This window comes from Agromyces italicus DSM 16388, from assembly GCF_000421545.1.
Classification (GTDB): domain Bacteria; phylum Actinomycetota; class Actinomycetes; order Actinomycetales; family Microbacteriaceae; genus Agromyces; species Agromyces italicus.
Genome location: NZ_ATXF01000004.1, coordinates 484053 through 505412, shown reverse-complemented (window position 1 = coordinate 505412; position 21360 = coordinate 484053). Strand labels below are relative to the sequence as shown.

Annotated in this window: 23 protein-coding genes; 14 read left to right on the top strand and 9 right to left on the bottom strand. The window is 71.4% G+C overall.

The window, feature by feature from the left end; all coding sequences use genetic code 11:
• Position 1 precedes the first annotated feature (1 nt).
• Entirely contained in the window at positions 2-607 is a 606-nt protein-coding gene (locus H516_RS17935) for a histidine phosphatase family protein (protein WP_022888202.1), read from the top strand.
• A gap of 37 nt (positions 608-644) precedes the next feature.
• Here the strand turns inward: H516_RS17935 and H516_RS0102775 are convergent, their stop codons facing one another.
• Both H516_RS0102775 and H516_RS0102770 read right to left on the bottom strand, forming a co-directional pair.
• Positions 645-1745 (bottom strand): glycosyltransferase family 4 protein, encoded by a 1101-nt coding sequence (locus H516_RS0102775; protein WP_022888201.1) that lies wholly within the window; start codon positions 1743-1745, stop codon positions 645-647.
• Positions 1742-2635: an alpha/beta fold hydrolase gene (locus H516_RS0102770; protein WP_022888200.1), complete on the bottom strand. Its 894-nt coding sequence runs from the start codon at positions 2633-2635 to the stop codon at positions 1742-1744. The genes H516_RS0102775 and H516_RS0102770 overlap by 4 nt, the downstream gene beginning before the upstream one ends.
• Positions 2636-2757: 122 nt before the next feature.
• On the opposite strand from H516_RS0102770, the gene H516_RS0102765 reads away from it, so the two are divergent.
• Positions 2758-3459, top strand: coding sequence for an exonuclease domain-containing protein (locus tag H516_RS0102765; protein ID WP_022888199.1), 702 nt, complete (start codon positions 2758-2760; stop codon positions 3457-3459).
• 94 nt (positions 3460-3553) lie between these two features.
• Here the strand turns inward: H516_RS0102765 and H516_RS0102760 are convergent, their stop codons facing one another.
• The 3 genes from H516_RS0102760 to glgA form a co-directional block, all read right to left on the bottom strand.
• Entirely contained in the window at positions 3554-3802 is a 249-nt protein-coding gene (locus H516_RS0102760) for a type B 50S ribosomal protein L31 (protein ID WP_022888198.1), read from the bottom strand.
• A 154-nt stretch (positions 3803-3956) separates the two neighbouring features.
• Positions 3957-4748: an ABC transporter ATP-binding protein gene (locus tag H516_RS0102755; protein WP_022888197.1), complete on the bottom strand. Its 792-nt coding sequence runs from the start codon at positions 4746-4748 to the stop codon at positions 3957-3959.
• A 60-nt stretch (positions 4749-4808) separates the two neighbouring features.
• The gene (gene glgA, locus H516_RS0102750) at positions 4809-5996 is read right to left on the bottom strand and encodes a glycogen synthase (protein WP_022888196.1); all 1188 of its coding nucleotides are present in this window, start codon (positions 5994-5996) and stop codon (positions 4809-4811) included.
• A gap of 82 nt (positions 5997-6078) precedes the next feature.
• Here glgA and H516_RS0102745 point away from each other — a divergent pair, with 82 nt between their 5' ends.
• Both H516_RS0102745 and serB read left to right on the top strand, forming a co-directional pair.
• Positions 6079-7326 carry a glucose-1-phosphate adenylyltransferase gene (locus H516_RS0102745; protein ID WP_022888195.1) on the top strand — a complete coding sequence of 416 codons (1248 nt, stop codon included), beginning with the start codon at positions 6079-6081 and terminating at the stop codon, positions 7324-7326.
• Positions 7323-7985, top strand: a complete 663-nt coding sequence (gene serB, locus H516_RS0102740) for a phosphoserine phosphatase SerB (protein ID WP_022888194.1) — start codon at positions 7323-7325, stop codon at positions 7983-7985. The genes H516_RS0102745 and serB overlap by 4 nt, the downstream gene beginning before the upstream one ends.
• Positions 7986-8009: 24 nt before the next feature.
• On the opposite strand, the gene H516_RS0102735 is transcribed toward serB, so the two are convergent.
• Positions 8010-8720 carry a beta-ketoacyl-ACP reductase gene (locus tag H516_RS0102735; RefSeq protein WP_022888193.1) on the bottom strand — a complete coding sequence of 237 codons (711 nt, stop codon included), beginning with the start codon at positions 8718-8720 and terminating at the stop codon, positions 8010-8012.
• A gap of 133 nt (positions 8721-8853) precedes the next feature.
• Here H516_RS0102735 and H516_RS17930 point away from each other — a divergent pair, with 133 nt between their 5' ends.
• From H516_RS17930 to H516_RS0102720, 3 genes are read left to right on the top strand one after another with little or no spacing between them, the layout of a single operon-like run.
• Complete coding sequence (locus tag H516_RS17930; RefSeq protein ID WP_022888192.1) at positions 8854-9180, top strand: DUF3099 domain-containing protein; 327 nt, start codon at positions 8854-8856, stop codon at positions 9178-9180.
• Positions 9177-9434, top strand: coding sequence for a hypothetical protein (locus H516_RS0102725; RefSeq protein ID WP_022888191.1), 258 nt, complete (start codon positions 9177-9179; stop codon positions 9432-9434). The genes H516_RS17930 and H516_RS0102725 overlap by 4 nt, the downstream gene beginning before the upstream one ends.
• On the top strand, positions 9431-10270 hold the full coding sequence (locus H516_RS0102720; protein ID WP_022888190.1) for an SURF1 family cytochrome oxidase biogenesis protein: 840 nt from the start codon (positions 9431-9433) through the stop codon (positions 10268-10270). The genes H516_RS0102725 and H516_RS0102720 overlap by 4 nt, the downstream gene beginning before the upstream one ends.
• 19 nt (positions 10271-10289) lie before the next feature.
• On the opposite strand, the gene H516_RS0102715 is transcribed toward H516_RS0102720, so the two are convergent.
• Positions 10290-11888 (bottom strand): ABC-F family ATP-binding cassette domain-containing protein, encoded by a 1599-nt coding sequence (locus tag H516_RS0102715; RefSeq protein ID WP_022888189.1) that lies wholly within the window; start codon positions 11886-11888, stop codon positions 10290-10292.
• A gap of 113 nt (positions 11889-12001) precedes the next feature.
• Here H516_RS0102715 and H516_RS17925 point away from each other — a divergent pair, with 113 nt between their 5' ends.
• Positions 12002-13117: a winged helix DNA-binding domain-containing protein gene (locus tag H516_RS17925; RefSeq protein ID WP_022888188.1), complete on the top strand. Its 1116-nt coding sequence runs from the start codon at positions 12002-12004 to the stop codon at positions 13115-13117.
• Between the two features lie 48 nt (positions 13118-13165).
• Here H516_RS17925 and H516_RS0102705 read toward each other — a convergent pair whose 3' ends face one another.
• Complete coding sequence (locus H516_RS0102705; RefSeq protein ID WP_022888187.1) at positions 13166-13729, bottom strand: YceI family protein; 564 nt, start codon at positions 13727-13729, stop codon at positions 13166-13168.
• Positions 13730-13842: 113 nt separating this feature from the next.
• A complete protein-coding gene (locus H516_RS17920; protein ID WP_033196756.1) occupies positions 13843-15003 on the bottom strand; it encodes a glycoside hydrolase family 3 N-terminal domain-containing protein in 1161 nt (386 codons plus the stop codon).
• Positions 15004-15083: 80 nt separating this feature from the next.
• On the opposite strand from H516_RS17920, the gene H516_RS22485 reads away from it, so the two are divergent.
• The 6 genes from H516_RS22485 to H516_RS0102670 all read left to right on the top strand — a co-directional run bounded on the left by H516_RS22485 (position 15084) and on the right by H516_RS0102670 (position 21329).
• Positions 15084-16244, top strand: a complete 1161-nt coding sequence (locus tag H516_RS22485; RefSeq protein ID WP_022888186.1) for an aggregation-promoting factor C-terminal-like domain-containing protein — start codon at positions 15084-15086, stop codon at positions 16242-16244.
• Positions 16244-17092, top strand: coding sequence for an oxygenase MpaB family protein (locus tag H516_RS0102690; RefSeq protein WP_022888185.1), 849 nt, complete (start codon positions 16244-16246; stop codon positions 17090-17092). Before H516_RS22485 ends, H516_RS0102690 begins: the two co-directional genes overlap by 1 nt.
• Positions 17093-17100: 8 nt before the next feature.
• Positions 17101-17595, top strand: a complete 495-nt coding sequence (locus H516_RS0102685) for an Lrp/AsnC family transcriptional regulator (RefSeq protein WP_026378330.1) — start codon at positions 17101-17103, stop codon at positions 17593-17595.
• A gap of 109 nt (positions 17596-17704) precedes the next feature.
• Positions 17705-18832 carry a pyruvate dehydrogenase (acetyl-transferring) E1 component subunit alpha gene (gene pdhA, locus H516_RS0102680; protein WP_026378329.1) on the top strand — a complete coding sequence of 376 codons (1128 nt, stop codon included), beginning with the start codon at positions 17705-17707 and terminating at the stop codon, positions 18830-18832.
• Complete coding sequence (locus tag H516_RS0102675; RefSeq protein WP_022888182.1) at positions 18829-19851, top strand: alpha-ketoacid dehydrogenase subunit beta; 1023 nt, start codon at positions 18829-18831, stop codon at positions 19849-19851. Before pdhA ends, H516_RS0102675 begins: the two co-directional genes overlap by 4 nt.
• Positions 19848-21329 (top strand): dihydrolipoamide acetyltransferase family protein, encoded by a 1482-nt coding sequence (locus tag H516_RS0102670; protein WP_022888181.1) that lies wholly within the window; start codon positions 19848-19850, stop codon positions 21327-21329. The genes H516_RS0102675 and H516_RS0102670 overlap by 4 nt, the downstream gene beginning before the upstream one ends.
• Positions 21330-21360 lie beyond the last annotated feature (31 nt).

Sequence of the window (21360 nt, the reverse complement as noted above, 5' to 3'; positions counted from 1 at the left end):
CATGACGGATGCCACGAGCCACCCCGAACCGACGCTGATCGCCCTCGTCCGCCACGGCGAGACCGAGTGGAACCGCGAACGTCGCATCCAGGGCATGACCGACATCCCGCTGAACGACACCGGGCGCGAACAGGCGGCCGAGACCGGCTCGCGACTCGTCGACGGCGAATGGGATGCCGTCTACGCGAGCACGCTCTCACGCGCCGCAGAGACGGCCGAGATCATCGCAGGAGTTCTCGAACTGCCGGCGCCGCGCCTCTTCGGGGCGCTCGCCGAACGAAGCCACGGTGTGCTCGAGGGACTCGATCATGCCGGCCGTGCGGCGGTCGAGGCTCAGGCGGCGACGATCGAGGGGCTCGAGCCGCGCTCGACCGTCATCGCCCGCGCGAGCGCCGCGCTCGCCGAGATCGCGGCGGCCCACCCCGGCGGCAGCGTCGTCGTCGTCTCGCACGGCGGCGTGATCCACTCGCTCATCCTCGAGCTGAGCGACTGGACGCTGCCCGGAACGGGCTACGCGATCGCGAACGGGTCGGTGCACCTGCTGCGTCACGCTGCGGGCGCACTCGAACTCGTCGAGCCCGAGCTGCTTACCGGCACCGAGGCCTGAAGCCCGAGGCCGGGAGCCGGCAACAGCGCAGTATCGATCAGCGCCGCCCGCGCCGCCCCTTCCGCGCGCCGTGCTCGGCGACGGTGCGGTGCATGAGCTCGAGCAGCGTCGCCGCGGACTGGGCCCAGGTGTACTTCGCCGCACGCTCGACCCCGCGAGCGGAGTGCGCCTGCCAGATGTCGTCGGACTCGAGGTCGCCGAGCGCTCGCACGAGGTCGTCGGCGTCGCCCGAATCGAAGTACGACGCGGCGTCTCCGCCGATCTCGCGGAAGATCGGGATGTCGCTCACCACGACGGGCGTGCCGAGGCGCATCGCCTCGATGAGGGGGATGCCGAAGCCCTCGGCCTTCGACGCGTGCACGAGCGCGGTGGCGCTCGCGAGCAGCTCGGCGTACGCGGCATCCGTCACACCGTCGTGGAAGACGAGTCGCGCCCCGGGGGCGAGCCGCGTGAGCCGCTCGCGCTCCTCCCTGCCGATCCGGCTGAGCAGGTGCAGTTCGTGGTCGGGCAGCGCCGCGACCGCCTTCACCAGCGTGTCGACGTTCTTGTACGGCATGTACGAGCCCATGTAGACGAGCCGATGCCCCTCGGGGCGTGTCCGGGGAAGCTCGGGCACGCCGAGGTCGTCGGAGGCATTCGAGACGACGGTGATCGGCCGGCGGGTGAGGCGGTGGTCGCGGATGAGCCCCGCCGTCGTCTCGGAGACGGTGACCACGGCATCGGCCCGGTTCAGGAGCAGCCGCTGCGGCCACCACGCGAGGTGGTAGAGCCGCCAGAGCAGGCGCACGGGCGCGGGCAGGTCGCGCGGCGGCGTACGGTTCTCGTAGTAGATCAGGTCGTGCAGGGTCAGGAGCAGCCGGTAGTCGCGCCCCCACGAGCCCATCGTCTGCATCGGCGAGAAGACGATGTCGGGGCGAAGGCGCCGCACCTGGCGGGCCACGAAGGGCTCGCGCGCGCTCGTCGGCGAGCTCACGAGCTGCCACGGCAGGTCGGGCAGCATGTCGAGCTGCCGGTGATCGCTCACGAGCATCGTGACGGGGTGCAGCTTCGCGAGCTCGGTGACCAGGCCCGCGGTGAACCGGCTGATGCCGTCGTGATGCCCGATGCGGGTGTAGCGGCAGTCGACGACGACCCTCATGCGAGGGACTCCGTGCGCAGGAATCGGCCGATGCGCGCGGCGGCGTCGCCGGGGGTCTCGTAGTGGATGAGGTGACCCACCTCGGGGATCACCTCGAGCCTCGCATCGGGGAATCGCCCGACGAGGCGGCGCTGCGCCTCGATGGGCGTCACGTCGTCGCGTTCGGCGGCGACGAGGAGGGTCGGCACGGCGATGCGCTCGGCGTACTCGCTCACGTCGTGGCCGACCGAGGCCCGGAACGCCTCGAGCAACTGGTCGCGGTCGCCGAAGTCGGAGAAGTAGCGATCGTGCTGGTCGTGGATCCAACGGCGGAGGTCGCGCTCGCCGGTCTTCGCCATGGTCACACTCATGACGCGCACGATCGCGCCGTTGCGCAGGAGCGCGAAACCGGCCTTCTCGGGCAGCGCGGCGGCGGCGCGGTAGTAAAGCACCGCGAGCCGGGTCATGATGCCGCGCGGACCCTGGAGGGCGGGAGCGCCGATCGGGTTCACGAGCACGAGCCGCCGCGGTGCGAGCCCTCCCGCGACGGCCGCCGACGACACGATCGAGCCGAAGGAGTGCCCGAGCAGGTCGTAGTCGCCGTCGAGACCGACGGCCTCGATGAACGCCCCGAGCCAGCGCGCGTAGCCGTCGATGTCGTGCTCGCGGTCGGCGAAGGTCGCCGACTCGCCGAAGCCCGGCAGGTCGGGCGAGACGATGCGGTACCCCGGTAGCTGCGCCACGACGGGCTCGAGGCCGTGGTGGTCGCCCCGGAACCCGTGGACGAGCACCAGCACCGGGGCATCCGCGTCGCCGTACTCCCACCACGCGGTGTCGGTGCCGTCGACCTCGACCCGGTGGGCCCTGACGGGAATGCGGGCGAGCGCGGCGGCGTAGGGCGATTCGATCATCCCAGCCATTCTAGGGATCCGGCCTGTGCAGAAGCCGCGCCGACGACCGCGACGTCGCGAATGCCGCGAACACGCGCCGCGCCACCCGGGCGATGACGGTGGCGCTGCATAGCCTGTCGCACATGGATGCCACGAATGCCGCCCCCTGGGCCGACACCCTCGCCGTCTTCGACCTCGAGACCACCGGCATCGACGTCGACGTGTGCCGGATCGTGACCGCCCACGTGGGCGTCATCGGCGCCGGCGGCGAGGTGCTCGAGCAGAGCGAGTGGCTGGTCGACCCGGGCGTCGAGATCCCGACGGCGGCGTCGCTCATCCACGGGGTGACGACCGAGCGCGCCCGCCTCGACGGTCGGTCGGCGCCGTCGGCGGTCGCCGAGATCATCGCGACGCTGACCGATGCCGCTGCGCGGGGCCTGCCGATCGTCGCGTACAACGCGGCGTACGACCTCACCGTGCTCGAGCGCGAGGCCGCGCGCTACGGCCTCGCGCCGCTGCCCGGCCCCGGTCCCGTCATCGATCCGCTCGTCATCGACAAGGCGGTCGACAAGTACCGGCGCGGCAAGCGCACGCTCTCGGCAGCGGCAGAGCACTACGGTGTCGTGCTCGACGATGCCCACAACGCCGCTGCCGACGCGATCGCCGCGGGGCGCGTGGCGCAGGCGATCGCCCGCGCGCACCCCGAGCTCGCGACGGTCGCCGTCGCCGAGCTGCACGCCCGCCAGATCGACTGGTGCCGCGAGCAGGCCGAGAGCTACCAGTCGTGGCGACGCCGCAACGGCGAGCCCGAGTTCACGACGTCTGGGGCGTGGCCGGTCCGCTGACCCGTGCGGGCGCGTCGACGAACGTGAGCGAACGGGCGCTGGCACGACGAAGGGGCGGGCGACTCGCGTCGCCCGCCCCTTCGGTTCGGCTGGATTACTTGCCGAAGCCCTTGAAGCGCTGGTTGAACTTCTCGACACGGCCGGCCGAGTCCATGATGCGCTGCTTGCCCGTGTAGAACGGGTGCGACTCGCTCGAGATCTCGACGTCGATGACCGGGTAGGTGACACCGTCGAGTTCGATCGACTTGTCGCTCGTCGCGGTCGAACGCGTGAGGAACGTGGCGCCCGAAGCCAGGTCGCGGAAGACGATGGCGTTGTACTCGGGGTGGATGTCGGTCTTCATGGAGACTTCCTTGGATTTCGATTGAGAGAGCGGACGATGGATTCAGAGCTCCAGCCGCACGACTGCGACACCTTCGCGGTGCCGGTCAGCGGCGGGAAAGCATGTTGGCGGTAGGGCCAGCTGACAAGTTTAGCAGAATCGGAGCGAGAACTTCTCAGACGGCGCGCGCGGCGAATCGGCCGTCGCGCTCGCTGAGTTCGATCTTCATGTCGAAGGTCGAGCTCAGGTTCTCGGCGGTGAGCGCCTCGGCGAGGGGGCCCGCCGCGACGATTCCGCCCTTCTTCACGAGGAGCGCGTGGGTGAACCCGACGGGGATCTCCTCGACGTGATGGGTGACCATGACGATCGCAGGCGATGACGGCGAGGCGGCGTAGCCTCCGAGGAGACCGACGAGCTCTTCACGGGCGCCGAGGTCGAGGCTCGCGGCCGGCTCGTCGAGGAGCAGCAGTTCGGGGTCAGTCATCACGGAGCGCGCGATCTGCACGCGCTTCTGCTCGCCGTCGGAGAGGCTGCCGAAACGGCGACCCGAGAAGCCGTCGAGGCCCCACTCCTTCAGCACGCGCTCGGCGCGGCGGAGGTCGATGCCCTCGTACTCCTCGTTCCAGCGGCCGGTCACCGAGTACGCGGCGGTGAGGATGACGTCGAGCACGGTCTCGTCGCGCGGGATGCGACGGGCCATCGCTGTCGAGGCGAAGCCGATCATCGGGCGGAGCTCGAAGACGTCGACCTTGCCGAGCGCCTCTTGGAGGACCTCGGCCTTGCCCGATGTCGGGTGCATGGCCGCGGCGGCGATCTGGAGCAGCGTGGTCTTGCCCGCCCCGTTCGGGCCGAGCACCACCCAGCGTTCGTCGGAGGCGACGCTCCACGTCACCGCGTCGAGGATCGTGTTGCCGTCACGAACCACCGACACGTCGCGGAACTGCAGAACCGTACTCGCACTCGCCATGCACCAATGCTATCGGGAGCCGGAGGCCCGCCCGACGCAGGCGGGCGGAGGCACGCCCGGTCAGCGGGCGAGTACCCGCTCGTACACCTCGATCGTGCGCGCGGCGATCCTGTCCCATGCGAAGTGGGTCTCGGCGCGCCGGCGTCCGGCCGCACCCATCTCCGCGGCGCGCGCCGGATCGGCGACGACGCGAGTGAGGGCATCAGCGAGGTCGCGCACGAACCGCCCGGGGTCGAGCGGGGTGCCGGTGCCGTCGTCGGCCTGTTCGATCGGCACGAGCACGCCGGTGACGCCGTCGACGACGACCTCGGGGATTCCCCCGGTCGCGGTCCCCACCACCGGCGCCCCGCAGGCCATGGCCTCGAGGTTCACGATGCCGAGCGGCTCGTAGACCGACGGGCAGACGAAGGTCGTGGCCGCGGTGAGCAGTGCCGTCAGCTCGCGGCGCGGCAGGTGCCGGTCGATCCAGACCACGCCGTCGCGTTCGGCTCGGAGCCCGTCGACGAGGGAGGTGACCTCGGCCATGATCTCCTCGGTGTCGGGCGCCCCTGCGCAGAGCACGAGCTGCACCTCGGGCGGCAGGAGGCGCGCCGCGTGGAGCAGGTACGGCAGGCCCTTCTGCCGGGTGATCCGACCGACGAAGACGATGGACGGACGGCCGGGGTCGACGCCGAGTGCGCGCACCGCGTCGCCGTCGTGCGACGGCGCCCAGTCGGCGAGGTCGATGCCGTTGACGACGACGTCGACCTTCGACGAGTCGAGGTCGGGGTACGCGCGCAGGATGTCGCGGCGCATCCCCTCGCTCACGGCGATCACCGCGTCGGCGTCCTCGAAGACGGTGCGCTCGACCCACGAGCTCAGTCGGTAGCCGCCGCCGAGCTGCTCGGCCTTCCAGGGCCGCAACGGCTCGAGGCTGTGCGCGGTGACGACGTGCGGGATGCCGTGGAGGCGCTTCGCGGTGAGGCCCGCGAAGTTCGCGTACCAGGTGTGGGAGTGGACGAGGTCTGCGCCCGCGGCGTCGCCCGCCATCAGCAGATCGACGGCCATGGTCGAGAGCGCGGGATTGGCGTCGTCGAAGGCGCTCGGCGTCGGGTAGGCCTGCGTTCCGACCTCGTCGCGGGGTGCGCCGAAGCATCTGACGCGCACGTCGATGCTCGCGCGGAGCGCGCGGACGAGCTCAGCGGCATGCACTCCCGCACCGCCGTACACCTCGGGCGGGTACTCACGGGTGAGGACGTCGACGCGCATGCAGGCAACGGTAGCGCAGCGCCGGATGACACGGGCCGACACCGGGACGCGGGAAGACGCGTCGGCTGGTTACAGTTGCCTCATGGTTGCGCGCAAGGTCTTCGGCATCGTCCTCGCTGGTGGTGAGGGCAAGCGACTCATGCCCCTGACCGAGGACCGGGCGAAGCCCGCGGTGCCGTTCGGCGGGCAGTACCGGCTGATCGACTTCGCGCTCTCGAACCTGCTGAATTCCGGCCTGCGGCAGGTCGTCGTGCTGACCCAGTACAAGTCGCACTCGCTCGATCGGCATGTCTCGCAGACCTGGCGGCTGAACGGCCTGTTGAACTCCTACGTCGCCTCGGTGCCCGCCCAGCAGCGGCTCGGCAAGCGCTGGTTCTCGGGTTCGGCCGACGCCATTCTGCAGAGCCTCAACCTGATCTACGACGAGCGCCCCGATCTCATCGTGGTCGTCGGCGCCGACCACGTCTACCGCATGGACTTCTCCCAGATGATCGACGCGCACGTCGAGTCGGGTGCCTCGGCGACGGTGGCGGCGATCCGCCAGCCGATCGCGCTCGCCGACCAGTTCGGCGTGATCGAGGTCGCGCCCGAACGGCCCGGCCGCATCCACCGCTTCCTCGAGAAGCCGAGCAATCCGATCGGTCTGCCCGACTCCCCCGGCGAGGTGCTCGCCTCGATGGGCAACTACGTCTTCGACGCCGACGCGCTCATCGACGCGGTGCTCCGAGACGGCGAACAGAGCTCCTCGAGCCACGACATGGGCGGCGACATCATCCCGGCGTTCGTCGCCCGGGGCGACGCCGGCGTCTACGACCTCAAGCAGAACGTGGTTCCCGGCTCGACCGACCGCGACCGCTACTACTGGCGCGACGTCGGCACCATCGACTCGTTCTTCGAGGCCCACCAAGACCTGATCTCGGTGATGCCGGTGTTCAACCTCTACAACCGCGAGTGGCCGATCTTCAGCCAGCAACTGAACTCCCCGCCCGCCAAGTTCACCCGCGACGCGCGCGGCACCCTCGGCACCGTCATCGATTCGATCGTGTCGCTCGGATCGGTGATCTCGGGTGCGCACGTCGAGCGCAGTGTGATCGGCCCGTGGGCGGTCGTCGGCTCGGGCGCGCACGTCTCGGACTCGATCCTCTTCGAGCGCGCACGCATCGACGCGAGCGCGACGGTGCAGCGCGCGATCCTCGACAAGGAGGTCGTCGTCGAGGCCGGCGCGCGCATCGGCGTCGACCGTGCCGAAGACGTCGCCCGCGGCTTCAGCGTGACCGACAGCGGCGTCACCGTCGTCGGCAAGGGCTCGCGCGTTCGGGCCCTCGCGTGAGCCCCGCAGGCCTGGGCCGCTCGCGCGGCCCGCTCGTCGTGCTGGACGCCGACTCCACGCTCATCCGGGAAGAGGCGATCGAGCTGCTCGCCGAGGCGGCCGGCAGCCTCGAGCACGTCGCCGCCGTCACCGAACGTGCGATGCGCGGCGAGCTCGACTTCGCCGAGAGCCTGCGCGAACGCGTCGCCACGCTCGCCGGGCTCGACGCGGCGGTGCTCGCCGCCGCTCGCGAGCGCATGACCCCCACCGACGGGGTCCAGGAGCTCATCGACGGCGTGCACGCGGCCGGGGGGCTCGTGGGCGTCGTGTCGGGCGGGTTCCACGAGCTGCTCGACCCGCTCGCCGAACGCCTCGGCCTCGACTTCTGCCGGGCGAACCGGCTCGAGCTCACTGATGGGCGGCTCACCGGCCGCGTCGACGGCCCCATCGTCGATGCCGCGGCGAAGGCGAGGTCGCTCGAGGAGTGGGCGGCGGCCGGAGGCATCCCCCTCGCCCGTACGGTCGCCGTCGGCGACGGCGCGAACGACCTGAAGATGCTCGATCGCGCCGCGCTCGGCATCGCGTTCTGTGCGAAGCCCGTGGTTCGGGCTCAGGCCGATCTCGCGATCGACCGCCCCGACCTCGGCGCGGTGCTCGCCGTGCTCGGCCTGCGCGGCTGAAGCGCGTTCACGCGGAGAGGGCCGTCAGTGCCCCATGCCGAGGCCGCCGTCGACCGGGATGACGGCGCCCGAGATGTAGCCGGCGTCGTCGCCCGCGAGCCACGCGACGACGCGCGCGACCTCGTCGGGCGAGGCGAAGCGGCCGAGCGGGATGTTCTTCTTGTACTCGGCCTGCTGCGCCTCGGGGAGTTCGTCGGTCATGTCGGTCTCGATGAAGCCGGGCGCGACGACGTTGGCGGTGATGCTGCGGGCGCCGAGTTCGCGCGTGAGCGAGCGGGCCATGCCGACGAGGCCGGCCTTCGACGAGGCGTAGTTGACCTGTCCCGCCGAGCCGTAGAGGCCGACGACGCTCGAGATCAGCACGATGCGGCCGAACCGCGCCTTGAGCATGCCCTTCGAGGCGCGCTTCACGATGCGGAAGGCTCCCGTGAGGTTCGTGTCGACGACGCTCGCGAAGTCGTCGTCGCTCATGCGCATGAGCAGCATGTCGCGCGTGATGCCGGCGTTCGCCACGACGACCTCGACGGGGCCGAGCGCGGCCTCGACCTCGGAGAACGCCCGATCGACCGACTCGGAATCGGTGACGTCGGCGCGCACCGTGAGGGCGCCTTCGGGGCCTTCGCCCGAGCGGGCGGTCACCGCGACGCGGTGCCCCTGCGCGAGGAACTCGCGGGCGATCGCGTGGCCGATGCCGCGATTGCCACCGGTCACGAGGACGGTGCGGCTCGTCGTCATGCTGGACTCCGTTCTGCAGGTTCGGCCGTGCGGCCCGTCCCAGCATAGAGGCTCGCTCCACGGGGCATCCGCCGGGCCCGAATCGACGTAGGCTTGAGTGAAGAGGAGCGCCGTCAGGCCTGCGGCGACCAGCATGAAGCAGCAGTCGATCACCACGCTGCCGCCCTCACCCGAGGCGGAGCGTCGCTCGCGGATGATCAAGTACACGATCGCGATGTCGATCCGCGTGCTCTGCATCGTCGCGATGCTCTTCGTCGACGGCTGGTGGCTCGCGGTCTGCGCGGCCGGCGCGATCTTCCTTCCCTATTTCGCCGTCGTTCTCGCGAACGTCGGCAGTCCGAGTCGCACGAGTCGGGTGCTCCGCCCCGGCGGGCTGGTGCGGCGCACTCCCCCGCCCGCGGCGGGTTCCGGCGACACCGGCACCGCGCCGGACGGGCATCACGAGCGAGGAGCCGCATGATCGGCGGACTGGGCGGCGCGCCCACCCAGGGCGGTTGTTCGCGCGCCGGATGCCGCGAGGCGGCCGTCTGGCGCATCGATTGGCGCAATCCCCGCATCCACACGGGTGAACGGGGCAAGACCTGGCTCGCGTGCGACGAGCACGTCGGCTACCTCCGCGAGTTCCTCGAGTCGCGTTCCTTCCCGGTCGGGGTCATCGCCTTCGAGCACACGGGCGATGCGGCGACGGATGCCTCGGCGGGGGGCCGCGCGTGAACGAGTGGCGTTTCCTCCTGGCACGGCGCTGGGCCGGCTACCTCGCGCTGACGATCATCTTCGCGATCGTCTGCTCGGCACTCGGCACCTGGCAGCTCAACCGTCGCGCCGAGGCGCTCGCCGAGGTCGCCCGCATCGATGCGAACTACGACGCGGAGCCCATCCCCGTCGACGAGGCGCTGCCAGACCCTGCCGCGTTCGACGTCGATCAGCGCTGGCAGGTCGTGGAGCTCTCGGGCGAGTACCTGCCGGCCGACGAGGTCGTCGTGCGCAACCGCCCGTTCGGCGGCACCACGGGCTTCGAGGTGATCACCCCGTTCCGCCTCGACGGCGGCACCGTCATCATGATCGACCGCGGCTGGATTCCGCAGAACTCCGACGGCCGGCCGAGCGAGATCCCCGAGGCGCCCCCCGGGCAGGTCGAGGCGACCGCTCGTCTGAAGGCCGGCGAGGGGCGCATCGAGGGTCGCACGAGCACCGGCATCGAGTTCGCGACGATCGACCTCGGCGAGCTCGCCGAGCGCGTCGGCGAGCCCGCCTACACGGGGGCCTACGGCATCCTCGTGCAGTCGGGCGACGACGCGACCGAACCGCCGCTCGCGGCGCCGCGCCCCGAACGCGACGAGGGCCCGCACCTCTCGTACGCGCTCCAGTGGTACGTCTTCGCACTGCTCGCCTTCATCGGTCTCGGCTGGGCGGCGAACCAGGAGCGCAAGGGCCTCGCCGAGGCATCCGGTGCATCGGATGCCTCGCGGCGCGTGCCGCGGCGCCCGAAACCGCAGAACCGCGGCGGCGAGGACGCCGACTACGAGGACGGCGTGCTCGACCGGCGGTGAGGCGGCCACTCGAGGTGCCTCAGGCCAGCTCGATGAGCTCCTGGTACTCGCGGCTCCAGTGGTCTTCGGTGCCGTCCGGCATGATGAGCACCCGCTCGGGGTTGAGCGCCTCGACGGCGCCCGGGTCGTGCGAGACGAGCACGACCGAGCCCTCGTAGTGCGCGAGCGCATCGAGGATCTCGGCGCGGCTCGCGGGGTCGAGGTTGTTCGTCGGCTCGTCGAGGAGCAGCACGTTGGCACCCGAGACGACGATCATCGCGAGCGCGAGCCTGGTCTTCTCACCGCCTGAGAGCACGCCCGCGGGCTTGTGCACGTCGTCGCCGGTGAAGAGGAACGAACCGAGCACCTTGCGCGCCTCGGTCTCGGTGAGGTTCGGCGAGGAGCTCACCATGTTCTCGAGCACCGAGCGCTTGACGTCGATGGTCTCGTGCTCCTGCGCGTAGTACCCGACCCGCAGGCCGTGACCGGCTTCGACGATGCCGGTGTCGGGGGCGTCGACGCCCGCGAGGATGCGCAGCAACGTCGTCTTGCCCGCGCCGTTCAGCCCGATGATGACGACCTTCGACCCGCGGTCGATCGCGAGGTCGACGGCGGTGAAGATCTCGAGCGAGCCGTAGCTCTTCGACAGGTCGCTCGCCGTGATGGGTGTGCGACCGCACGGCGCCGGGGTCGGGAAGCGCAGCTTCGCGACCCGGTCGACGGCGCGCACCTCCTCGAGGCCGGCGAGCAGCTTCTCGGCGCGGGCGACCATCTGGTGGGCGGCGGCGGCCTTCGAGGCCTTCGCGCCGAACTTCGCAGCCTGGAGCTTCAGGACGTCGGCCTTCTTCTCGGCGTTCGCGCGCTCCTTCTTGCGGCGCTCCTCGTCGGCGGCGCGCTGGCGCTGGTAGTGCTTCCAGCCCATGTTGTAGATGTCGATCATCGAGCGGTTCGCGTCGAGGTAGAAGACGCGGTTCACGACCTCCTCGACGAGCACGACGTCGTGCGAGATGACGATGACGCCGCCCTTGTAGCCCTTCAGGAACTCGCGGAGCCACACGACCGAGTCGGCGTCGAGGTGGTTCGTCGGTTCGTCGAGGATCATCGTGTCGGCGTCGGAGAAGAGGATGCGTGCGAGCTCGATGCGCCGGCGCTGACCGCCCGAGAGCGTCTTCAGCGGCTGGTCGAGAATGCGGTCGGGCAGGTTCAGGTTCGAGGCGATCGAGGCGGCCTCGGCCTCGGCGGCGTACCCGCCGAGCGCGTTGAAGCGATCGGTGAGGTTGCCGTACTTCTTCATCGCCTTCTCGGCGACGACCGGGTCGTCGCTGCCCATGTTCATGGATGCCTCGTGCATGCCGAGCACGAGCGAGCCGAGGCCGCGCGCATCGAGGATGCGCGTGCGCGCGAGCATCTCGGGGTCGCCCGAGCGGGGGTCCTGCGGGAGGTAGCCGATCTCGCCCGAACGGTCGATCTTGCCGTCGCTCGGCAGCGTCTCGCCGGCGAGCGTCTTCGTGAGCGTCGTCTTGCCCGCCCCGTTGCGGCCGACGAGGCCGATCTTGTCGCCGTCGGAGACGCGGAAGTTCACGTGCTCCATGAGCACGCGGGCACCCACGCGGATCTCGAGATCATGGACGGCGAGCACGACGGGCCTCCTGGCTGGGGTGGGGTTCGTGTGCCGAACGGCACAGCCGCCCAGTCTATCGTTCGCGAGTCGGCGTCGGCGCCGATGTCGGCGGCGCCCGGCAGAATCGCAGCATGACGATGGATGTCGCGAGCGAACCCTCGAGCGTCGCGCTGCGGGCCGCACGTCTTCGTGCGCACGGGCTCGACGGCGGGTTCGGCTCCCCCGGTGCGGCGGTCGAGCGGCTGGCGTGCGTGCAGGCGCAAGACCTGGGCGCCGCGAAGTGGGTGCTCGGTGCACGTGTGCCGGGCGCCACCGAGGCGTCGATCGACGCGGCGATCGACGACCGCTCGCTCCTGCGCTCCTGGCCGATGCGGGGCACGCTGCACTTCGTCAGACCCGAGCTGCTGCGGCCGATCCTCGGGGTGACGGCGCCCAGGCAGTTGCAGCGCGCGGCGAAGACGCACCGCGACGAAGGCCTCGACGACGCGGTGCACGCGTCGGCCCGCGCCGTCGCCGAGCGCGAGCTCGAGGGCGGCCGGTCGGCGACGCGCGAGGAGCTGCAGGCGGCGTGGGCTGCAGCGGGCATCCCCACCGAGGGGCAGCGCGGCTACCACCTGATCTGGCGCCTCGCGAACGACGGGGTGCTCTGCTGCGGCCCGGTCGAAACCCGGGCGAGGCAGCGCTTCGTCCTGCTCGACGAGTGGTCTCCGCGCCGGCCCGGCGAGCTCGACGATCACGATGAGACGCTCGGCGTGCTTTTCACGGGGTACGCGCGCGGCCACGGCCCGGTCTCGGTCCGAGACTTCGCCTGGTGGGCCGGAATCACCCTCACGCAGGCTCGGGTGGGCCTGGCTGCGGCGGGCGACACGATCGCCGAGTACGACGACGAGCACTACGTCGCCATCGATGCCGCGGCGCCGCCCGTGGCTCGTCCTTCCGGGCGGCTCGCGCTCGCCCCGTTCGACGAGTACTTCCTCGGTTACGGCGACCGCACCGCCTTCTGCTCCACGGCCGACGCCGAGCGCGTCGTGCCGGGCAAGAACGGCCTCTTCCTCTCCATCCTGGTCGACGGCGGCGAGGTCGTCGGCACCTGGCGGCGTTCGCCCGAACGCCGCGGAGTGACCCAGGTCGAACTCGTGCCGTTCCGCGACGGCCTGGGCGTCGAAGGGTTCCGTCCCGCGCTCGAGCGATGGGCGGCATTCCGGTCGACGAGCCTCGGCGAGGTGACCGCGCGGCCCACGACATGACGAACGGGTGGATGCCACGTGGCATCCACCCGTTCGCGTGAGCGTCGACTACTGGTCGAGCGCCGCCTGCAGTTCGAGAGTGATGGTGACCTGGTCGCCGAGCAGCACGCCGCCGGTTTCGAGCGCGGTGTTGTAGTTGAGGCCGAAGTCCTCGCGGTTCACGACGGTCTTGGCGGTGGCGCCGCCCTTGTAGTTGCCGTAGGGGTCGCCGCCGAAGCCGCCGAACTCGAAGTCGAAGGTCACGGGCTTCGTGATGCCGCGCATCGTGAGCTCGCCGTCGACCTTGAAGTCGCCGCCCTCGACACGGACGCCCGTCGACACGAAATCGATCGTCGGGTAGGTCTCGGCCTCGAAGAAGTCGCCGGTGCGCAGGTGGCCGTCGCGGGTCGGCTCGTTCGTCGTCACCGAGGCGACCTCGGCCGATGCGGTCACGGTCGAGTCGAGCGGGTTCTCCGCGGTCACGAAGGTCGCGTCGAAGCGCTCGAACTTGCCCTTCACCTTGCTGATCATGAGGTGACGGATGCTGAACGCGACCTCGCTGTGCTGCGGGTCGATCTTCCAGGTGCCTGCGCGGTAGCCGGGGATCTCGATCGTCGTGGCGGTGGTCGTCATGTTGCGGTTGCTCCAAAGAGTTCGGTGCTGAGCCGGTCGGCTCACACGGAGGTCAACACGAGCATCCGGGAGATCTATTCCCACGTATGGAAAAACTCCTCGAGCTGCTCCGTTCACGCGAGCGAACGACGAAGCGTGAGCACGTGCCGTACCGCGTCGTCGAGTCGCTCCTCGGAGATGCGCCCCGCGTCGACCGCGGTCGTGAGCGACGCGACGAGCCCATCGATCGAGATGCCGAACTCCGAGGGATCGGCCGGCAGCACGTACAGCAGCAGGTCGGCACCCGCCGCGACCGCGCGCACGGCGTTCTCTCCCGGATCGGCGTACTCGGCGAGCCCGTTGTGCTGCAGCATGAGCATGTCATCGGTCACGACGACGCCTTCGAAGCCGAGCTCATCGCGAAGGATACGGTGCCATTCCGGCGAGAGCGAGGCCGGCGCCGCGTCGACGGCCGGGTAGGCGAGGTGCCCGGTCATCACGAGTTCGGCGCCGGCATCGATGCCCGCGGTGAATGGCAGCGCCGGGCCGCCCCGCCACTCGGCGAGACTCGAGGGCGCGGTCGGGATGCTCGTGTGCGAGTCGCCCGGCGCAGCCCCGTGTCCGGGGAAGTGTTTGAGCGTGCTCGCCGCCGTGCCGCGCTCGCCCGCGACCGCCGCCCCGACCCGCTCGGCCGCGCCGGCCGGGTCGGTTCCGAGCACCCGGCCGAAGATGAATGAGCCGGGATCGGCCGTGACATCCGCGATGACGCCGAAGTTCACGTTCGCGCCTCCTGCGGCGACGCTCGCGGCGCGCGCGGCGAACGCCTCGCGGGTCGCGTCGGGCGGCGCGTCTCGCAGTGTCGCCGCGCTCGCGGCGGAGTCCCAGTCGAGTCGCGAGACCTCGCCGCCCTCCTGGTCGACGCCGATGAGCGGCGGCAACTCGGGGTCGGCGACGAGTGCGGCCGTCAGCGCTGCGAGCGCAGGCGCGTCGCCCGCGATGTTATCGCCCATGAGGATGACGCCCGAGGCACCCGCGTCGAGGAGCGCGCGCGACGGCGCCGGGTCGGTTCCGGGCGCGTGCAGCATGAGAAGCGCTGCCGCCTTCTCCTGGGTCGTGAGGCCCGACATCCGCTCGTCGACCCAGGCCGCCACCGGATCGATGGGGGTCGGGGTCGGGGTCACCGACGGAGTCGGCGATGCCGCCGGGGTGGTCGCCGGCGCTGCACCCGCGCACCCCGCGAACGCCGCCGCGGAGACGACGACGAGGAGTGGGAACAGGAGCCGGGACGAACGCACCCGCCGAGTGTACGCTGCGTGTCCGATCAGCCGCCGAGAGGCGGCGTGGGTAGACTCGCGGCCTCGAAGGGGGTGAGTCGATGCGCCGAGGAGGCCCGATCGCGTGCGCCGCGAGCGTGCTCACGCTCGTCATCGCGCTCGGCGCGGTGGCGGCGCCGGCCGCAGCCTCGGACGAGTACCCCAGCTGGGGCGAGGTCGAGGCGGCCAAGCAGAGCGTCGCCGCGCGCGAGGCCACGTCGACACGCATCACCGCACTGGTCGACCGGCTCGAGGGCGAGGCCGCCGTGCTCGGCGACGCCGCGGTCGAAGCCGCCGCTGTCGCGGCCGCCGCGGAGGCCGCCCGACGCGACGCAGCCGAACGGGCGACCGTACTCAGGGCGGCGTCCGAGGCGGCCGCGCAGACCGCGAGCGCGTCGCAGGCGGAGTTCGGGCGCCTCACCGGCATGCTCGCACGAACCGGCGGCGCGGACGTCACGCTTCAGCTGCTCGCCGGGGCAGACGCGGACGAACTGCTCGACGGGCTCTCGCGGAGTGCCCAGCTCGCCGACGTCTACGCGGGGGTGGCCGCGCACGCTGAGACCGCCCGTGCGGAGTTCGGTTCGATCAGCGCCCAGGCCGAGGTCGCCGAGCGGGAGCGGACGCGGCTCTCTCGCGAGGCCGACCGCACCGCGGCGGATGCGGAGGATGCGCACCTCTCGGCCGAGGCGCGACTCGCCGAACAGCGAACCGCGCTCGACACGCTCTACGCCCAGCTCGCGAGCCTTCGCGATCGGACGGTCGAGCTCGAACGGCGCTACCGGGTCGGCGAACAGGCCCGACTCGAAGCCGAGGCCAGAGAACGGGCCGCGGCCGAAGCGGACGACGACTCGGGCGGCTCCGGTGGGTCGGACGGGTCCGGCGGCGGCTCCGCCGCTCCTCCACCGGGCGTCGTCGTCGACCCCGAGGCGGCGAAGGCCTACGCCGCCCGAGCGATCGGCCGCTACGGCTGGAATTCGAGCCAGTACGAGTGCCTTGTGCTGCTCTGGACGCGGGAGTCGGGTTGGCGCGCCGACGCGTACAACGCCTCGAGCGGGGCGTACGGGATCCCGCAGTCGCTGCCCGGCAGCAAGATGGCGTCGGCGGGCGCCGATTGGCGCACGAACGCCGCCACCCAGATCGAGTGGGGGCTGTCGTACATCGGCGAGCGCTACGGAGCGCCGTGCGGAGCCTGGGCCCACTCCGAGCGGTTCAATTGGTATTGATGAGCGCCCCGCACACCGACCCCGCACCACACACCGAGCTGTTCCGACGCCACGCGGCCGAAGGCGTCCTCCTGCTCGGCGGCGGCGCCGCCATCCTCCTGCAGCTCGCCGACCCGCGCGTCGCGCGCGGTGTGGCACGCCACAGCGACTTCGCGGGCCGCCCGCTCGACCGGCTGTTCGGCACGCTCGACTACATCTACGCGGTCGGCTTCGGCGACGGGGAGGTGCGGCGTTCCGCCGTCCGGCGAGTCAACGCCCGTCACGCGCCCGTGCGAGGCGGGTCCGTCGACGTCGACTCCGTCGGCGCGGAATCGATCCGATATTCGGCGTTCGACGCCGACGCCCAGCGCTGGGTCGCGTCGACCCTGCTCGCGACGGCGCTCACGCTCGAGGAGCGCCTCTGGGGCTCGATCGACGAGGCCCGCGCCGACGCGATCGTGCGCGGCTACGCCCCGCTGGGCGCGAGCCTCCAGGCCGGCGGCGAGGGCTGGCCCGGGAGCCGGGCCGAGTTCGACGAATGGTGGCACGCGCGCCTCGCCGAGGCATCCGTCGGTGACGACGCCCGTCGGGTCGCCCGCACCCTGCTCGGCGGGTCGGCCGCGCTGCCCCCCGGCACACGCCTCATGCTGCCGCTCGTCCGTCTGCTCACCGCGGCCCTCCTGCCACCGCCGATCCGCGCCGCCTACGGCTTCCGGTGGACCGCCCGCGCGGAGCGCGTGAGCGCGGGATGGCTGCGGGGAGTCGCCCTCGTGTGGCCGTTGCTTCCCGCCGCGGTCCGCCACGCTCCGATGCGGAACTCGCTTCGACGTGTGCGACGCTCGACCCGGTACGCTGAGCGTGAAGCATGAGGACGACGATGACCCCGCAATCACCGAACCGCAACGAGCCGCTCGACAGCATCGACCGCCGAATCGTGGCCGAACTGAGCCGCGACGGTCGGCTGTCGGTGCGAACCCTCGCCGACCGTGTCCACATCTCGCGCACGGCAGCGCACAACCGGCTTCAGCAGTTGCAGCAGCGCGGCGTCATCACGGGGTTCGGCGCCCAGATCGACCGCCGTTCGATCGGTCTTCACATCTCGGCGCTCGTCGTGGTGCGCATCGGCGAGGTCTCCTGGGAGGAGATCGCGGCGAAGCTCGCCACCCTCCCCTTCGTCGAGAAGGTCCAGGCGGTGTCGGGCGACATCGACATCATCCTCACGGTCAGTGCCCCCGACCACGAGCAGCTGAGCCAGGCGATCCTCCGCGACATCCACGACATGCCCGGCGTCGTGTCGACCAGATCGCATCTCATCCTCGAGGAGATCGAGGGTCATCCGCCCGCCCAGACCTTGGACATCTGGCGCACCTGAGCCCGCTGCGGGTGGACGATCGGCAACGGTTTCGCGCCCCGTGAGCCGTTCGTTCACGCTTGGATGACACGCCCGACGTGCCGGGGCGACCATGTCGCACGATGGCACCATGAGCCTCAATGTCGAGCACGCCCCGACCCGAACCCTGCCGTCGGAGAAGCCACTCCGCCTTCTCGACAACGCGGGTCATGCCGTCACCGGCCACACGACCGGCGGATTCTCGCTGCCCGACACCGAGACGCTCCTCGGTCTCTACCGCAAGATGGTCGTCGCCCGTCGTTTCGACGTGCAGGTCACCGCGCTCACCAAGCAGGGCCGCCTCGCGACCTACCCCTCGGCATACGGCCAGGAGGCGTGCGAGATCGGCGCCGTCGCATCCCTCGACCGGGCCGACTGGCTCTTCCCGACCTACCGCGACAGCATCGCCCTGCTCACGCGCGGCATCGCCCCCGCCGACATCCTGCAGTCCTTCCGCGGCGACTGGCACAACGGCTACGACCAGCACGAGTTCCGCGCGGCCGCGCAGGCGACGCCGCTCGCCACGCAGGCCCTCCACGCCGTCGGCCTCGCGCACGCCGCACGACTCCGCCGCGACCCGATCGTCGCCCTCACCTTCCTCGGCGACGGCGCCACGAGCGAGGGCGATGCCCACGAGGCGTTCAACTTCGCAGCGGTCTGGCAGACCCCGACCGTCTTCATCGTGCAGAACAACCAGTTCGCCATCAGCGTGCCGCTCGAGAAGCAGACCCGCGCCGCGACCCTCGCCGACAAGGCCGTCGGCTACGGCATGCCGGGGTTCCACGTCGACGGCAACGACGTCGCCGCGATGTACGCGATCACGCACGCCGCCGTCGAGCGCGCCCGCGCAGGCGGCGGGCCGACCCTCATCGAGGGCGTCACCTACCGCATCGAGCCGCACACGAACTCCGACGACCCGAGCCGCTACCGCGCGGCCCGCGACGTCGAGCACTGGAAGCGGCGCGACCCGATCGAGCGGCTCGAGAAGTACCTCGTCTCCGAGGGGGCGCTCACCGAGACCCTCCGGGCCGAGATCACCGACGAGGCCGAAGGGCTGGCGGCGGCGACACGAGAGGTCATGACCGCCGAAGCCGAACTCGACCCGCTCGAACTGTTCGATCACGTCTACGCCCGCCCTCGCGCCGCGCTCGCAGCGCAGCGTGCCGCGCTCGCCGCCGAACTCGCCGCCGCCGGCACCCACCAGGAGGACGCCCGATGACCGCCACCGTGACGAAGGACGCCCGCCCCGAGGCATCCGCGCCGACGCAGCTGACCATGGCGGGCGCCTTGAACGCGGCCCTCCGCGACGCGATGGACGCCGACGATCGCGTGATCGTGTACGGCGAGGACGTGGGGCCGCTCGGCGGCGTGTTCCGCATCACCGACGGACTGCAGGCCGAGTTCGGCGAGGAGCGCATCTGGGACTCGCCGCTGGCCGAATCGGGCATCATCGGCACGGCGATCGGCATGGCGATGTACGGCATGCGCCCCGTCGTCGAGATGCAGTTCGACGCGTTCAGCTACCCCGCGTTCGAGCAGATGGTGTCGCACGTCGCGAAGATGCGCAACCGCACCAAGGGCCGCGTCACCCTGCCGATGGTCGTCCGCATCCCGTGCGCGGGCGCGATCGGCGGCGTCGAGCACCACTCCGACTCGTCCGAGTCGTACTGGGCGTCGACGCCCGGCCTCACGGTCGTGATGCCCTCGAACCCGGCCGACGCGTACTCGATGCTGCGCGAGGCGATCGACAGCGACGACCCCGTCGTCTTCATGGAGCCGAAGAGCCGGTACTGGTCGAAGGCGCCGATCGCCCTGCCGGTGACGACCGCGCCGATGGACCGCGCCGAGGTCGTGCGCACGGGCGACGACGTCACGCTGCTCGCCTACGGACCGACGGTGCGCACCGCGCTCGAAGCGGCCGACGCGGCCGAACACGAGGGCCTCTCGATCGAGGTCGTCGACCTGCGCACCCTGTCGCCCTTCGACGACGAGACGGTCGGCGCGTCGGTGCGCAAGACCTCGCGTGCCGCCGTCATCCACGAGGCGGCGCAGTTCGGCGGCTACGGGGCCGAGGTCGCCGCCCGCGTGACCGAGCGCAACTTCCACCACCTCGCGGCGCCGGTGCTGCGCATCGCCGGGTTCGACATCCCGTACCCCTCGCCGAAGCTCGAGGAGCACCAGCTGCCGACCCCCGACCGCATCCTCGCGGCGCTCGACACCTGGGAGTGGGACGCATGAGCCGCGAGTTCATCCTGCCCGACCTCGGCGAGGGTCTCACCGAGGCCGAGATCGTCGCATGGCTCGTCGCCCCGGGCGACGAGGTGGCGATCGACCAGCCCGTCGTCGAGCTCGAGTCGGCGAAGTCGGTCGTGCAGCTCCCGACCCCGTTCGGGGGCGTGGTCGAGTCGCTCGGCGGCGAGGTCGGCGAGACGCTGCACGCCGGCACGGTGCTCATGACGCTCGGCTCCGAGGTCGCGGCGGGTGGTTCGCCGTCGAATCAGGATGCCTCGGAGCCCACGCCGGCCGCTTCCGCCGTGCCGGTCGCCGCCCCGGAGCCCGGGGCACCGACCGCATCTGTCGCCGCCGAACCCGGCGTCGCGGCGCCCACCGAGGTCGCGACCGAGGAGTCGGGCGCGGTACTGATCGGCTACGGCACCCGCGCCTCGACCGTGACGAAGCGGGCGGTCACCGCACCGGCGCGATTCGGGCGTCGCCGCACCGGAGCCGCGACGGGCTCAGACCCGGGCACCGGAGCGGGCGGCGGCGGGGTCGCCGCTCGCTCCCGCCTCGACAGCGCGCGCCGCTCCCCCGTGGTCTCCCCGATCGTGCGCCGACTCGCCCGCCAGCACGGCTTCGACGCCTCGCAGCTCGACGGCTCGGGCCCCGACCATCTCGTCATGCGCCGCGACGTCGAGGCCTTCATCGGCGAACAGCAGGCGATGCCGCAGACGACGATGCCGCAGGCCGTCGTCGAGGCATCCGCACCGTCGACGCCGGCGCCCGCGACCGCCGCCGCGCCAGGCTCCGGTGACGAGCGGATCCCGCTCGACCGCATCGGCCGCGCCGCCGCCGCGCATTTCTCGCGCTCGCGCCGTGAGATCCCCGAGGCGACCGTCTGGATGGACGTCGATGCGACCGCACTCGTCGCCGCCCGCAAGCAGTTGCACGCGGCGACCGGCGAACGATTCGGCACGACCGCCCTCGTCGCACGCTTCGTCGTCGCTGGCCTGCGCAAGCACCCGCGCCTCAACTCGAGCTTCGACGCCGAGCACGACGAGGTCGTGCTGCACGGCGCGGTCAACCTCGGACTCGCGGCCCAGACACCGCGCGGCCTCATGGTGCCGGTCGTACACGGCACGGAACGCATGAGCCTGCGCGAGCTGCGCGACGCGATCGGCGCCCAGACCGAGGCCGCCGCGACCGGCGTCTTCGCTCCGGCGGCGCTCTCCGGCGGCACCTTCACACTCAACAACTACGGCACACTCGGCGTCGACGGCTCCGCGGCGATCATCAACCACCCCGAGGCGGCGATGCTCGGCATCGGACGCCTCGTCGAGCGCCCATGGGTCATCGACGGAGCCCTCGCGGTGCGCACGGTCACCGAGCTCACGCTGTCGTTCGACCACCGCGTGTGCGACGGCGCCGAGGCGGCGGCGTTCCTGACCTTCGTCGCGGGGTGCATCGAGCAGCCGCTTTCGCTGCTCGCCGAGCTCTGAACGTCGAACGGTCTCGCCCGGAATGGGCGAG